The organism is Patiriisocius marinistellae (assembly GCF_009014635.1).
Classification (GTDB): domain Bacteria; phylum Bacteroidota; class Bacteroidia; order Flavobacteriales; family Flavobacteriaceae; genus Patiriisocius; species Patiriisocius marinistellae.
This window is the reverse complement of sequence record NZ_BKCF01000001.1, coordinates 1,048,953-1,064,672: the sequence shown is the minus strand read 5'-3', so window position 1 is coordinate 1,064,672 and position 15,720 is coordinate 1,048,953. Positions and strand designations below refer to the sequence as shown.

Annotated in this window: 12 protein-coding genes; 1 reads left to right on the top strand and 11 read right to left on the bottom strand. The window is 33.7% G+C overall.

Features of this window, described 5'->3' with window-relative positions; translation table 11 throughout:
• Positions 1 to 24: 24 nt before the first annotated feature.
• The 5 genes from GB234_RS04735 to GB234_RS04715 all read right to left on the bottom strand — a co-directional run bounded on the left by GB234_RS04735 (position 25) and on the right by GB234_RS04715 (position 7,904).
• Entirely contained in the window at positions 25 to 204 is a 180-nt protein-coding gene (locus tag GB234_RS04735) for a zinc ribbon domain-containing protein (protein WP_151893364.1), read from the bottom strand.
• Positions 205 to 275: 71 nt separating this feature from the next.
• Positions 276 to 1,601: a TolC family protein gene (locus GB234_RS04730; RefSeq protein ID WP_151893363.1), complete on the bottom strand. Its 1,326-nt coding sequence runs from the start codon at positions 1,599 to 1,601 to the stop codon at positions 276 to 278.
• A complete protein-coding gene (locus GB234_RS04725; protein WP_151893362.1) occupies positions 1,588 to 4,776 on the bottom strand; it encodes an efflux RND transporter permease subunit in 3,189 nt (1,062 codons plus the stop codon). The genes GB234_RS04730 and GB234_RS04725 overlap by 14 nt, the downstream gene beginning before the upstream one ends.
• Positions 4,777 to 4,779: 3 nt before the next feature.
• Complete coding sequence (locus tag GB234_RS04720) at positions 4,780 to 5,907, bottom strand: efflux RND transporter periplasmic adaptor subunit (protein WP_151893361.1); 1,128 nt, start codon at positions 5,905 to 5,907, stop codon at positions 4,780 to 4,782.
• Between the two features lie 83 nt (positions 5,908 to 5,990).
• Positions 5,991 to 7,904 carry an ABC-F family ATP-binding cassette domain-containing protein gene (locus GB234_RS04715; RefSeq protein ID WP_151893360.1) on the bottom strand — a complete coding sequence of 638 codons (1,914 nt, stop codon included), beginning with the start codon at positions 7,902 to 7,904 and terminating at the stop codon, positions 5,991 to 5,993.
• Between the two features lie 153 nt (positions 7,905 to 8,057).
• On the opposite strand from GB234_RS04715, the gene GB234_RS04710 reads away from it, so the two are divergent.
• Positions 8,058 to 8,438 (top strand): DUF983 domain-containing protein, encoded by a 381-nt coding sequence (locus GB234_RS04710; RefSeq protein WP_151893359.1) that lies wholly within the window; start codon positions 8,058 to 8,060, stop codon positions 8,436 to 8,438.
• On the opposite strand, the gene GB234_RS04705 is transcribed toward GB234_RS04710, so the two are convergent.
• From GB234_RS04705 to GB234_RS04680, 6 genes are all read right to left on the bottom strand, one after another.
• Positions 8,439 to 9,506, bottom strand: coding sequence for an NAD(P)/FAD-dependent oxidoreductase (locus GB234_RS04705; protein WP_172966840.1), 1,068 nt, complete (start codon positions 9,504 to 9,506; stop codon positions 8,439 to 8,441).
• 140 nt (positions 9,507 to 9,646) lie between these two features.
• The gene (gene porN, locus GB234_RS04700) at positions 9,647 to 10,552 is read right to left on the bottom strand and encodes a type IX secretion system ring subunit PorN/GldN (protein ID WP_151893357.1); all 906 of its coding nucleotides are present in this window, start codon (positions 10,550 to 10,552) and stop codon (positions 9,647 to 9,649) included.
• Between the two features lie 16 nt (positions 10,553 to 10,568).
• Complete coding sequence (porM, locus tag GB234_RS04695; RefSeq protein ID WP_151893356.1) at positions 10,569 to 12,146, bottom strand: type IX secretion system motor protein PorM/GldM; 1,578 nt, start codon at positions 12,144 to 12,146, stop codon at positions 10,569 to 10,571.
• Between the two features lie 39 nt (positions 12,147 to 12,185).
• Entirely contained in the window at positions 12,186 to 12,821 is a 636-nt protein-coding gene (porL, locus tag GB234_RS04690) for a type IX secretion system motor protein PorL/GldL (RefSeq protein ID WP_151893355.1), read from the bottom strand.
• A gap of 59 nt (positions 12,822 to 12,880) precedes the next feature.
• Positions 12,881 to 14,260 (bottom strand): T9SS ring complex lipoprotein PorK/GldK, encoded by a 1,380-nt coding sequence (porK, locus tag GB234_RS04685; protein ID WP_151893354.1) that lies wholly within the window; start codon positions 14,258 to 14,260, stop codon positions 12,881 to 12,883.
• A gap of 108 nt (positions 14,261 to 14,368) precedes the next feature.
• Positions 14,369 to 15,532: a formimidoylglutamase gene (locus GB234_RS04680; protein WP_151893353.1), complete on the bottom strand. Its 1,164-nt coding sequence runs from the start codon at positions 15,530 to 15,532 to the stop codon at positions 14,369 to 14,371.
• Between the last annotated feature and the right edge of the window lie 188 nt (positions 15,533 to 15,720).

Genomic DNA, 15,720 nt, shown 5'->3' with positions numbered 1-15,720 from the left:
AGCGTATATTGTAAATATACAAATTTACTGCTCAATATCCTCAGCATTAAAACTTTGAAGCTCCATGTTTTCAAAATCCGTTGTTATTTGAATAGGATTACAACATACTTCGCAATCCTCCACATAACTAGTATTTGTAGAAGGGTCTAACAACATGGAAATCTCTTCCCAACAATAAGGACATTGAAAATAGTGTTCGTACATAATAACAATCCTTAAGCTTTAAATAGAATAAGGCTTTCGCCGAAATTTAACAACAACTAATAATAAGAGTATTAAAAATCAATATTTAATAATTGACCAGCCAACTGCAACACTTGCAACTCAGCTAATTTTGCTTGATATTTTGCAAGGTTTTTATCAGTTTTTGCATTTAAAAGGTTTACTTGAGCCTGTCGTAGTTCAACTGAAGATATCTGTCCTAATTTATAACGTTCATTACTGCGTTCAAAATTATTGGCAGCAGTGCTCACATTTTTTTCTTGTAATTGAAAAATTTGTAGTCTATTTAAATAATCTCCCTGAGCATTTGCAATATCTCGTTTTACCTCTTTTTTAAATTGCTCTTGAAATATTTCTTGATTAGAAATTGCAATTTTTGAATTTTTAACGGTTGTTATTCCACGACCGCCATCAAACAAATCCCAACTTAAATTTAATCCAGCAGATAAACCTGTTGATGTACTTGATGCTTGGAAACTAGTTGATGGAAAGTTACCCTCATTCCAACCATAAGAACCTGTCAACCCTAATGAAGGTAAAAAAATAGATTTACTCGCTTTATAATTGAGCTCCGTTATATTCTTATTCTTTTCTGCTTGTAGTAATCTTACATTACTATTTTCAACATCATTAACGTACTCGCTTAAAACTAATGATGGAATAAATATCACTGTGGTATCAACAGCAAATGTGCGCTCTAATGCTACATTAGCAACCACATTTAAATCTCTTTTAGTGTTTGATAAAAGTTGCCTAGCGTTCATTAAGTTAATACTATCTGTCACTATATCAACTTCTGCATTAAGCACGTCTAATTTATTGTTTTGCCCATACTCAAAAGCATATTCAGCGCGTTTAAGTCTACGCTTTGTATTTGCAAAAACCTCTTCGAGCACTGTGATATTTTCTGTCAACCGGGCTACTTCATAATACACACTAAATAATTGTAATACAGAAGTTTCAATGGTCTCTCGAGTTTGAAGCTCGCTTAAATTATATTCTTCTTTTAAAGCTTTATAATCATAGTACCTCCCCAATCCATCAAAGAGCGTATAATTTAAATTTACAGAAGCATTATACCGTGTAGTTTCTGCCCCATTTACCTCTCTAATTTCTCCATCTTGAGTAACTGCTTTTTGATTTTGTAAATCATACGTTGCCCCAGCGTTACCAGTCAAAGAAGGAAGATATCCTGAGTTTAAAATATTTTGGTTATTATCAGCAACATCTAAATTATTATTTGCAATCTGAATTCCGAAGTTATTCTGCAATGTTTCGGCTATCGCCTCTTGCTTTGTAAGCACATCAAGTTCTTGAGCAGTCACATTTCCGAAGAAAAAAGCAATAACAACTATGAATACTATATTAATGTTCTTCATTTTGTTCTTTTATAGCACGTTCAACACTTTCCTTTTCTATTTTTTTTCCTGTAGCTAACCAAGTACCTTTTGTTTTAATACTATTTGTCATCGCAAGTAAAACAGGTAATATGATAAGTGTTAATATGGTAGCAATGCCTATTCCGTAAGCTATTGAAATAGCCATTGGCTTTAAAAATTGTGCCTGTCTACTTTTTTCAAGCAACAAAGGAGCAATTCCTGCAATTGTTGTTAATGATGTTAAAAATATAGCTCTAAACCTTGAACGCCCTGCCTCATAAAGTGCTTCATCAAATTTCATCCCTTCTTTAAGATAGGAATTAAATTTACCAATTAGCACTAATCCATCATTTACCATAATACCTATTAGCGCAATGATACCAAGAGCTGACAAAATATTTACTGGGAAATCATGAAGAAAGTGACCCCAAGCAACTGCTATAAAGCTAAATGGTATTAAAAGCATTAAAAGAAGTGGTTGACTGTAACTTCTAAAGGTGAAAGCTATTACTACATAAATTAAAAACAGAATAATTGGCACCGCTGTTTTTGCTGAGTTTGTCAACTTGTTAGCTTCTCTATTTTGACCTTCATATAAAACCGAAACAGTGGGGTATTTTGAAAGCAAGTCTGGCATTACATTGCTTCTTAAATCATCTAAAATTTCAGTAGGACTTCCTTTTGGGTCTTTTAAATCTGCGTTTACTTGTATTTCACGCTGACCATTAAGATGGCTAATACTCTCATCTCCCCTTTTTATGGTATACGTTGCTATTTCACCAAAAGGAACTCTTTGTCCCGTTTGTGTCACAATACGCATATCATCAAGATCATTGATAGATTCTCTGTTTTTTCTATCATACCTAACCCAAACTCTTATTTCATCCTGTCCTCTCTGAAAGCGCTGGGCTTGTAATCCAAAAAACCCAGAGCGAACTTGGCCCATTACATCTCTTAAGTTTAAACCTAAGGCATAGGCATTTTCCTTTAATTCAATATTAATTTCTTTAATCCCTTCAGGGTCTGTGTCAGAAACATCGGCTAGAAGACTATTGTTTTCTAATACTAACTTTAACTCTTCTTTTGCTTGTTTTAATTCGGTACTGTTATTACCTAATAAAGATATTGAAACAGGGCTTCCTCCAAAATTTCCACCAGAACCAAATGTTAAACGCTCTACACCATAAACCTCACCTACTGCTGCTCTAATTGAATTTGTTATATCTGGAGATGCAAAATCTCTTTCTTCCCCTGGTAAAAGGTTTACATTAAGTGATGCTTTGTTATTACCAGGACCTACTCGCTTTATAATATTTTCTACAACTTGTTTATTACCTGTCTGTTTTGCAGTGTACTCATCATTAACTTTCCACGCTGCCTTTTCAACCATTGTAATAATTGAATCTGTTATCTTAGGGTTTGTCCCCTCTGGCATTAACAAATCTATACTTACTCTATCACTCGCTATGCTTGGAAAAAAAGCACCTCTTATTATTCCACCACCAAAAGATCCTATCGTTATTATCATCAAAGCTACTAATATAGCTAGGGTTAAAAATTTTTGATTTAAAGAAAACCGTAAAACAGGACTGTAAAGATTATCCCTAAGATATCTCATAAATCTGTCTCCATATTTATTTACAACTCTAAGTTTTAAAAATAATTTTGCTATTCCTTTTTTCTTCTTTTGTTCTTCTTCGGAAGTTTTAACCAAGGCCTTTGAATGAGCGATGTGTGCGGGTAATATTATTAATGCTTCAACCAATGACACTAATAAGGTTAAAATTACAATCACCGATACTTCACTGAAAAAATCACCTATCCTCCCTTCTAAAAACAAAAAGGTTGAAAAGGCTAAGACCGTAGTTAAAATAGCAGAAATAATTGGAGGCAAAACCTCCATAGTTCCATCAATTGCAGCTTGTACTGGCGTCTTTCCTCGCTCATAATGCTGATAGATGTTTTCTGAAATTACAATACCATCATCCACTAAAATACCAATCACAATTATCATCCCGAATAATGATAATACATTTATAGTTACTCCAAATTGAGCCGCAAATATAAACATCCCTAAAAATGAAATAGGCAATCCAAATGCAACCCAAAATGCCAAACGTGTATTTAAGAAGATAGACAAGAAAAGCAGTACTAATATAATCCCCATCGCACCGTTTTCAACTAAAAGTTGTGTTCGTTCACTCAATCGTATAGATGAGTCACTTACTACATCTATTTGAACTCCCGTATATTTTTGATTAAATTCCTCTACGTATTCGTTTACTTTATCTGCGGTAGTAATTAAATCTTCATTATTGGTGTTTGTAATTTCTATATTTACGGCAACATTTCCATTAAAATAAGAGGCATTTGGCGTTTCAGAAAATCTATCACTAATTGTTGCAACGTCTTGTAGTCTAACAACAGTTCCATTTTGGTCTGCTCTAACTACTAAGTTATTTAATTCATCACCATAATAGCTACGGTTATTAGCTCTAATCAAATAATCTTCTGCTGTTGTTTTAATATTTCCGCCGGTAGTTAAAATATTTGATTGGGATACTGCCTGAGCAACTTCAGCAAAACTTAAATCATAAGCAAGCAAATCATTTTCTCGTACGGCTATTTCAATTTCTTCCTCAGGATAGCCAGAAACAGTTATTTGTGATATACCATCCATCGCTCGCAAATCATTCTCCACTTGGCGTCCTATTTGTTTTAAGGAAGCTAGTTCAATCTGATTTCCACTAATAGCAAAATCAATAGTTTGCCTCACGTTTTCTCGCTTTGCAACTACTAGCGGCTCCATTCCTGTGGGGAAATTAGGCACTCTGTCTACTGCGTTTTTTATTTCAGCAAGCATGACATTTATGTCTTCATCACTTTCAATTTCCACAGTTATACTACCGCCATTTTCTCTTGAGGTAGAGGTTACTCGCTCAACACCTATTAAACCTTTAAGATTATCTTCTATTTTTAGAATAACACCTTCTTCAATTTCTTCAGGTGCAGCACCTGGGTATGCGACATTTATTGTTACAATCTCAGAATCTTGTAATGGAAAAAAGGATGATTTTAACTGGTATAATCCAACGATACCAAAAATAATGAATGCAAGAATGAGAACATTTCCTGCAACACTATACTTAATAAAATAACTAATTACTTTTTTCATTATTTATTGGTTGTTTGTCTCTTCATTAATTTTAACTAACATACCAACATATGCCCCTGGAATGGGTTTTGATACCAATTTTGAGCCATCTGGTATACCCTGAATAACTACTTTGTTTGGTGCAAAATAAACTGGATTAATTTTAATCAAATCAAGTACGGTATCTTTTACAACAAAAACTTTATTCTCATCAACAAGCAATTTTCTAGATATCTCTATGGCGTTTTCTTGTTTTCTAGCTTCAAGTTGAGCTTCTAGATACATACCTTCTTTTAAATCTTGATTTTCATTTTTAACTTCTACAAAAACTTTTATAGTTTGAGTCGCAGGGTCTATTCTTCCATTAATACGACTTACTTTACCTTTATAAGTTTCATCACTTTCTGGGACAGCTAATGAAACTTCTTCATTCAACTCTAATAAATCGCTAAACTCTTTTGCAATCGCCAATTCTAATTCAAAAACAGATGTATCAATATATTCACCTAATTTCTGACCTTGACGCACTAAAGTACCTTTTGTCACTAATGTTTCAGTCAAAATACCATTAAAAGGGGCGCGAATAGAATATTTACCCAAGCGTTGTTCTAAATTTTTAATAGAATAATAAGATGCTTGAACACCTCGCCCAGTGATAAAATAATTTACAGCATCTGTCTTTATTTCTGGTAAAGGCGGTAAACTACCATCAACTTTCAAAGATTTTAAATATGAATCCCAAGTAGGAAATGCTTCTGGATAATCTAACCTTAGATCTGGCATTAAAGAAGTAACCAGATTAATAAATTCACTTTTAGAAGCTTGAACTGAAGCGTAAAACTCTGCTGCATTAATACTAATAAGTGTTTGTCCTTTATTAAAGGGTTGACCCGCTTTAAATGTTTGAGCGCTACTTTGAAAGAGCCCTTGAACTTCTGCAAATAACTCTAACTTATTTTTTGCTTCTAGAGTTCCATTTGCTGGAATAAGAATGGCGACGGTATCATTTTTTGCTTCTTTTACAAAAACAGTACTTACTACTTTCTCAATAACAGGCTTTGGCTTATTGTTATTCTCAATTAAATAATTAGACCCTAAGACAGCTCCTACTATTAAAAGAACCCCCAGAAGAATAAGTATGATATTTCGCATGCTGAACTTATTGAATGTTAGACTTCAAAAGTACAGTTCCAAAAGAATGGATTACGTTAAATCTTTCTTAATAAAAAAGAAGCCTATCCCAATTTTTCAAGCTTCATAGTCACATTTTCCCAATCTTCCATGAGGGTGCCTATTTTATCTTTTTTTGCTTGGTAATTTTTAAAAAAGTCTGCCTTAGCTATTGTTGCATCATAATTAATAGCAAGCTCTACATCAATTTCTTTAATTTCACGTTCTAACTTATTGATGTTTGCTTCAATTTTACTTAGGCGATTTGTCAATGACTTCTGTTTCTTTTGATCCTCGTAGGATTGTTTTCCAGATGTTTGTTTTTTCTCATCTTGTGCTACGACAGTTTTCTTTTCAGCTTCACGTAAGTTTTCAATATTCCGTTTTTCTAAAAAATATTCAATATCTCCTAAATATTCTTTTAGTTTATGATCTTTAAACTCATAAACTTTATCTGTCAATCCTTGTAAAAAATCTCTATCATGAGAAACTAAAATTAGCGTTCCTTCAAAGTTCAACAACGCATCCTTCAATACATTTTTTGACTTAATATCTAGGTGGTTTGTAGGCTCATCCATTACTAATACATTAAATGGTTGTAATAATAATTTTGCTAACGCAAGCCTATTACGCTCTCCACCACTTAATACACGCACGTATTTATCAACTTCTTCTCCTCGGAAAAGGAACGAGCCCAAAATATTTCGTACTAAAGGTCTTGTACGCTCATCTGCCGCATCAATCATAGTATCCTCAACTGTCTTAGTGCCATCAAGATAGTCAGCTTGATTTTGTGCGAAGTAGCCAATCTCAACATTGTGACCTAATTTCATAGAACCTGCATATTCTATTTCGTCATTAATAATCTTAGCAAGTGTAGATTTCCCTTGACCATTTTGACCCACAAAAGCTATTTTAGAATCACGCTCAATAGTTAAATCGACACCTTGCAGCACATGATTATTGCCATAACTTTTTGAAACATTTTCTATTTCTACTGCAATTTTTCCAGGCACTTTTGAAATAGGAAACTTTAAAGACATTACACTATTATCATCCTCATCCACTTCAATCCTATCAACTTTATCAAGTTTTTTAATGAGGGATTGTGCCATGGTAGCTTTACTAGCTTTCGCACGGAATTTTTCAATCAATTTTTCCGTTTGCTCTATTTGTTTTTGCTGATTTTTTTGTGCCGCTAATTGTTGCTCTCTTAACTCTTGTCTTTGAACTAAATACTGTGTGTAGGGTTTATTGTAATCATAAATTTTACCTAATGATATTTCAATGGTACGATTAGTTACGTTATCTAAAAACATTTTATCGTGACTCACCACAACTACCGCCCCTACATATCCTTTTAAAAACTCTTCAAGCCACAGAATAGATTCAATATCTAGGTGGTTTGTAGGTTCATCAAGCAGTAGAATATCGTTATTTTGAAGTAACAGTTTTGCAAGTTCAATACGCATACGCCAACCTCCAGAAAAGGTTTCGGTTACTTTATTAAAGTCTTCTCTTTGAAACCCTAGACCTTGTAAAATCCTTTCGGTTTCTCCTTGATAATTGTAACCGCCGTATATTTCATATTGATGTTGCACTTCATTTAAATCAATCATCAATTGATTATACTCTTCACTTTCATAATCTGTCCTAGTCGCTAATTGCTCATTAATCTCTGCAAGTTGCTTTTCTAATTTTTTAATTTCTGTGAAGGCTTGATAAGATTCTTCTAGTACCGTTCTACCTTTAGTAAAGTCGATGTCTTGTTTTAAAAAACCAATTGACAACTCTTTGTCCATTGCTATCGAGCCCTCATCATATTCTTGTTCGCCTGAGATTATCTTAAGCAATGTAGATTTCCCTGCTCCATTTTTACCTACAAGCCCCACACGCGTTCCTCCCGTGAGTTGAAATGTGATTTTTTCAAATAAATATTCGCCTTGAAAAGAGACTGATAGATTATGGATATTAAGCATTAGATTATTTTATAGAGAGTAGGGTAATTTTGGTGCAAAGATGCCTAATTTTACAATGGTAAAAAAATTGAAATGCAGTTGTTATTTACTTTATAATCATTGCTGCTAAAATTATGTCTTTAACATTTTCGCGGAAGCTAAAACAAAAAAACTATGCTTAAAGGAACAAAATTATACAGTATATTTAAAGGCAAGTGCCCTGTATGTCATAATGGTGACATGTATTTAGAGAAAAATCCTTATAAACTTTCTCAAACTTTAAAGATGCACGAGAGATGCCCATCCTGTGATACTAAATATAAAATTGAACCATCTTTTTTTTACGGGGCAATGTATGTAAGTTATGCAGTAGGAATAGCTTTTGCAACAGCGGCTTTTGTAATTTGTTATTGGATGTTCGGACTTGGACGTAACATATCGTTTACTGCAATTATTATAACATTACTCATATTTCTTCCTGTCATAGCAAGGGTTTCTCGTAATATTTGGATAAACTTTTTCTTTAAGTATGATAAGAGTAGGAATAGAGCATAATTATGTTTTAAATCGTTTTAAATCAACCTCACTAGGAAGTGGTGTTTGATGTTCTAAGTAATTAAATAAATACTGGGAAAGTAATGGCGCCATAGAGAGCCCACGGGTACCTAATCCATTTAAAAAAGCTACATTTTTATGTTGTAATAAAGTGCCAATTAGAGGTTTTCTATCCTTTACCGTAGGGCGCACACCCGCTACTTGATTAACTATCTCATAATCACAATCAATCATTTTATCTAATTTTTCTACAATGCTTTCTTGGGCTTTTTGAGTTGTATGAACATCAATTTCATCTCGCCCATAACTTGCGCCTACTTTATACAAGTGGCCCCCTAATGGAATTAACATCATCCCCCCTTTTAAAATTGCGTTAAGCTTTAATTGCGGAGCTTTAATGATGACATACTCACCTTTATTAGGGACAAAGACTTTGTCTCTATTTGGTGAAATTGAAAGTGGGAAAAATGGATTATTAATTACACCTGCTCCCTCTGCGAATACAATTTTTTCAGCTTCAAAATTATTATATATAACTTTTTCTTCGGAAATATGAAGTTCTTTATACCTAAAGGCTTCGGAAACATGATGGTTATTGTCCTTTAAAAAAGTACGATATAAATTAATTAATTGTATAGGATTAATTTTTGCCGCATCATTTACTTCTCCTAACCCGAAAGGAGCAACAACAAATTTATTTTCATTTTTTAATATTTCCGAAGAAAGAAATCTACTTAATTCTTTTTTATCACTAGCAACGATCCAGTTGTTTTGCTCTTCAATATTATTTAAAATTCGATAGACGGGATATGAGTTTACTATTTTAATGCTTAAGCGATTCTCTATAGTCTTATAAAATGGTATTGCCGTGTCTAAAAACTCTACTGCATTCCATGCTGCAGTAAAACGTTTAAGAATTGTAGGGTTTAATACACCCCCAGAAGCTGCTGTTGCTCCTTCATTATAATCATCAAACACAATAAACGATTTATTATATTTTAATAATTGCTCGACAAATGCAATACCTGCAATACCTAATCCTACGAGGATGTAATCTACTTTTTCCACATTGTAAATATAGCTCAGACAAAATGAAAATAAAATTTTAAAAATATGCCTCTCAATTAGAATTCAGCAAACTTTAATGAAAAGGAAAAAAAAAGACTGTCATTACTGACAGTCTTTTTGATTTTAAAGTTGATTGGAAATTAGTAATTCCAAAGATCAATTTCGATATTTCTGATTTGTTCTTGAATACGATCTGATTCTAACAACTGCATTAAAGCATTATCATTAATGTACTCATTAACTTCTCTATCTCCTTGAACGTTATCTTCTTTATAAATTACGCCGTGAAAACGACGTGAGTTTAATAAATGATCATACGAAATAGGTTGTGATGTATTCTTGCGATTAAAGGCTTTAGCTTTATGTAGTACGTCTCTTGCTGCAGGAAAATAAACCCAAAACAAATCAACTTTACTATCCATACCATCATCTTCACCAAAGGCTTTTGAACGAGCTTCACCAGCTACTGGACAAATACCAAGTAATCTGTACTTCAACTCCCCTTGACGCTTATCAATATACCAAAGGCCACGTATTTTCCATTGTTCAACATCTGCAGCATCTAGGGTAAATTCACGAATATACTCGTCATCTACACGACCCTCAGCATTAAACTGGTCTATACCATAATCTGTTGTATCTCTATATACTAAAGAAGCATCAAGATCATCTAATGTACGTTTTTCAGTAAAATATGAATCAGCATATACATCTTGGATATTTCCATTTTGCATATTTTTCACTAATACATCATATAAAGAACGTCTTTCACTACCTATATTGTTTGTATCAATAGGATAGTACAATGGGAAGTTTACACGTTCATCAAGATCGATAATTTCCCATGTAGATTTAGACCACAATACATCACGCTCATCAACGTAACCATAAGGTAATGCCTCATCGTTATCATACGCGATTTGATCTGGCGTCTTAACTCCAATCTCCTCAGGAGTTTTGGAGTTTAAGATATTGATTTGGGCATTTGCAGAAGCTACTGTCATTGTAACAGCAAAAGCACCTAAAATTACGTTTGTCAATTTCATATAATCTATTTTAATCTTAGTTTGTTAACTCAATACAAATAGGAGAGATTTTCTTCAATTTGTAACCACTGTTTCCAGCGATGCTAGCATTAATATCAAAAATTTGAACTGTCTCACCACGTTTAGCTCTCTTAAGAGCTCCTGAGGCTTGTCCGTTTAGTTTTCTTCCGCTAACCTTGATAGTAGGTTGACCAGATACTTTGAAACTAAATCCTGTAACATTAAGGTTTAAATCAAAATCAAAGTCTTGTAATGCAGCTCCTACGCTAGACTTTTCAAGCCCTTGACGTTGCATGCGCACACAACCACCATCACCATCTTCACCACGAATTGTCCCTGTAGGACGTGGAATATCTTTAATACGGAATGTTGCAGCATCACTAACACCTCCACCACCGTTAGGTAAAGTAGCACTAACAGTAATTTTAACTTCACGACCAGAACCTGGTGTCATTGTATAAGACGTTCCAGATTTTTTTGAAAGACCAGGTGCAGAAGCATTTACTTTACTTGGGTCGATACCTGCAAAATCAATTGTCATTGGGTTTGCAACTCCACGATAAACTACATTCATTTTATCTGCAGCAATAGTTGCAGAATTAGGTTTTCCAATTGTTGTATAGCTCTTCTCTACTTTTACAGCAACTTCTTCTCCATCTTGTAAGAAAATCAAATTACCAGTAATTTTGTGCTCTCCTACACCACCTGCACCAACTTTAAGCGCTACTCTACCACCTTGAAACTCATATTGATCTTCACGTAAATCTCTTCCGTCAATTTTCAATTCAACTCTTTCAGGCTTTGTAGTTTCATCAACACGACCTAATGAAATTATACCATCAAAACTATCACTTGAGTAATAAGCTCCTTTAGTAGTTGTCATTACTGTTTCATAATTTGCTTCTGAAACTTCAGATAAAGCTTTCAAATCTCCTGCAAGCAATTTTGACAAATATTCATTCTCAACAGATTTAATATCATTTTGAGTTTGAGTCATTTTTGTTAAAGAAGAAACTGATGGAAAACCTACAAAGTGATGACTTATGTAATCTTTAGTCACTTTATCAGCACCTTCTCCACTTGGGATAGGGTCTGTACTAAAATCTTTCTTTAACTGCGCAGCCAATACAGGGTTGTTAGCCTCAGTTAATGCAAGCATACCATTTCGGTACGTATCCATTTTAGCTAAATATTCTTTTCCTGCATCGGTTAATTTACCTCCTTTATAATAAAGCTCATCTAAAAAATTAGACTTGTCCATTGCTTCATAATCAGTAGGATCCTCTACCTCAGATAAAAGCAATGCTTTTTGTGTATCTACATAAGCATAATACTCATTAGACAATTTGTGAGCTTGTTCAGCTTTTTCAGCTGTTTTTTGAGCTTTTTCACTAGTAGTTGCACTTGTTTTTAAACCAAGTAATGCTACGTCGTTCTTACTAGAAAAATTTTCATTAGAACGAGCTAATTTTTCGTTGATTGAACCAAAAGCTGATAATACTTCTTTTGACATATTTAATGCCAACATTGCGATGAATACCAAATACATTAGGTTAATCATCTTCTGTCTTGCGGATTGTTTTCCTCCTGCCATTATCTTATAATTTTATATTTATAAATGTGAGAAAAGTCCCTAGTTTCTATTCATTGCTGAAAGCATACCTCCATAAACTCCGTTTAAAGAAGAAAGGTTTGTAGTAAGGTGCTCCATTTGTGCTTTTAATTGCTCTGCGTTTTCAGCAACACGCTCGTTAGCTTCTGCTTGACGGCTTGTAGATTCAACCTGCACTTTGTAAAGACTATTTAATGATTCCATTTGTGCAGCTGCCATTGCCATTTCTTCACTATACTTTTTAGTAGAATTCATAGCATCTGCTGTTGGCGCCATTCCTTTAGCAGCTCCTTCAAAAGACTTAATGCTTGTAGAAAGACTATTCATCAATTCGCTATCAATACGTGCATCTTTTAACATTTCGTCTAATTTTTTAGATAAAAGTCCTTGAGCATCTTCTGGTTGTTGCTTAGCTTTTTTCCCGCTAACTGCACCTCCAGCTAATTCTGGATATACTAAAGCCCAATCTAAATCATCATCTACAGGTTCAAATGCAGAGATAGCAAATACAATTGCCTCAGTTACAAGACCAATAATTAACATTAAATTTCCGTAAGGCCAGTGCATAATTTTAAATAATGCTCCAATGATTACAATAGCGGCACCAAGTCCGTATACCATATTCATTAATTTTTTTCCAGTTTTTGAGTTTGCCATGATAAGTAAGTTTAGTTTAGTAAGTATTTAAGTTTAAGTTTTAAGTAAGAGTTGACGTTTTATCTCGCGTCACCGAAGTTTTGATTCAAAACAACATCTGTTCCCATATAATCCTGTACAGTTCTAAAGCCAATATAGCTACGAGCAGAATCTGCATATTCATAATCACGAGTACTTACTTGTAGAAAGTAAGCGACATCTTTCCAAGAACCACCACGAACAACTTTACGAGCATTCGTTTCATCGTTAACATTAGGGTTCATTGTAGAAGTATATTCATAAGAAGCGGGGTCGTAGGAGCTATCTACCCACTCTGCTACATTTCCAGACATATTATATAAGTTGAAATCATTAGGCTCATAGGCATCTGCCTCTACTGTATATAAAGCTTGATCTGCAGCATAATCTCCACGTAATGGTTTAAAGTTTGCTAAGAAACAACCTCTATCATTTTTAGTGTAAGGTCCACCCCAAGGAAAATCTCCACCTTGAAGACCACCGCGAGCAGCATATTCCCATTCTGCCTCAGCAGGCATACGGAATGAATTTACATAATTACGTTTTCTTTTTTTCTGATATCCATTTTTATATAATGTTCTCCATGCGCAAAATGCTTTAGCTTGTTTCCAAGAAACTCCTACAACTGGGTAGTCACTATATGCTTGATGCCAGAAATAATCATTATGCATTGGCTCATTATAAGAATAGTTAAAATCTTTAATCCAAACTGTAGTATCAGGATAAATGTTCACTTCTTCTTTAATGATAAAATCTTTTCTGCTTTTTGTTTTATCTCTTGCAGCTTTTTGAATATCCATATAAGTATATTGGAAGTTCAATTTTGAAACATCGATAGTTGTTTGTCCATTATATGCTTCTTCAGCAGGAATATACATGCTATCCATCACCTCAACGTAATACTCATCTGGGTATTCTTGCTTATCCCAAATAAGATCAATATCATTATTAATTTTTCTGCCTGCATAAAAATCATCACCCATACCGTAATAATTATCTTCCATGTATTGATCGTAAGCAGATTTTTCTTCTTCTGTATTATCTACAAATGCAAAATCTCCAATACTACCTTCTCCATCTCCAGGAGTAGCACCTACTTCGTCTGCTAGAATCGCAAGCTTTAATCTAATTGTTGAATCACGAACCCACTCAACCATTTGACGGTATTCAGCATTCGTAATTTCGGTTTCATCCATGTAGAATGAACGAACAGTAACTGTTTTTGTAGGTGCATCTTGCACTGCTACAAAATCATCACCAGATTTACCCATAATAAAGGCTCCACCTGGGACTAAAGTCATTCCGTATGGCTTTTCTGGATACCACTTTTTACCTTTAGCTCCAACAAGTTCCCCTCTATCTCCAGAGTTACAACTAGCCATAAAGGCAATAATCGCAGTTAATGCAATAAATTTTTTCATAGGTATTAGGTTAAATTCTAAGATTCAAGGGCGTAAACCTATCATTATTATTTCAAAAAAACAAGCTTTTTTGAAAACCCTTGAAGCAAATTATTATAATTTAATTGGTCAAACTTCATTCTTTCGGCGGGCTTTTAACCATCGCTCCGGAATCTCTTGATTTGTTGCACCCAAATATTCGCCATAGGTGCAAGGTAATAACGTGTGGCTTTTTAATTTATTATCAATTTTTGAAATAAATGGTAATTCTATCCACCAGCGCCCTGTCTTAGTACTTTTCTTGAAAATTAAGATTTCATCATTTAACGGAACTTTATAAGTTGTAAAGCGATTTTCATCGGCAAAATCGTCATCTTTCACTCTAAAATTAACCCCTTCTACAATATACCAGAGTACCTGTGCTATAAGCATTGCTCCACTTCTATTTTTATCAAAATCTGGAATTTCAAATAAACTAAATGAGGTTGTTCGATTACTTATTCCTGCATAACGAGCAATAGCACATATTTCTCTTCCATCAAAACCATTTGGACTTTCAGAATTAGAATAACTCAATTCACTGCCTTTTATTGCTGAAATATCAAAACTAATCATGTCTGCATTTCTAAGAATAGGCTCCACTTCTTTAATATCTGAAGTCACCTCCCCTAGCCTATATGCATCAAAAAACAAATGATCCATAAGCGCAATTTCTTGCGGTGGGTTAAAATAAGATTGATACCCTAACAAACTATAATTAAATAAGTTGTAAGGCTTATCAACAATTATTTTTCCTACATAACTTTTATTTGTAATAGCTCCTTCAGCATCACCAAGATCAAATCTACTATCAACGTTTACCACGTTGATCATTTTTACAAAATTGTCGTATGCTCTATATTGTGCGTACATTGAATCTTGGCTTCCACCAAGAATTATAGGAATAATTTCTTTTTTAAGTAAGGTTTCGGTTACTGTTTTGAGGGCAAAGTAACTATCTTCTACAGTTTCGCCTTTTTCAATATCACCAAGATCTGCAATCGTATATTTCCAATTTCCAGGATAGAGAGAATAGAATGATTTTCTAACACCATCAAAATTAACTTCGGCACCCATAAAATTTATGTCGCGCCTATTTTCTTTTATTCCGAAAAGTGCAAACTTGACGTTATTTAAATCTATTGAAATTTCCGAAGCACTGTGAATTAAAATTTCCTTACCAAGGGTACCTATAGGTAAAAACTCACGATGGGCAATGACAGATTTTGATACGGGGGAAAAAAATTCTTTCAATCTATAAATATTGAATGTAAAAGTTATAAAAGTTAAATATTTTTTACGTTTCCGAAGATATATCAAAAAAACACTTTATCAAAAAAAAATCCGTTCAGTTTATTAAATTTCAGAAGAAAGCATACAACATTTAATAAATCACACGCTTCCTTCATTTAATTTAGATATCTATAAATTAACAACTAACA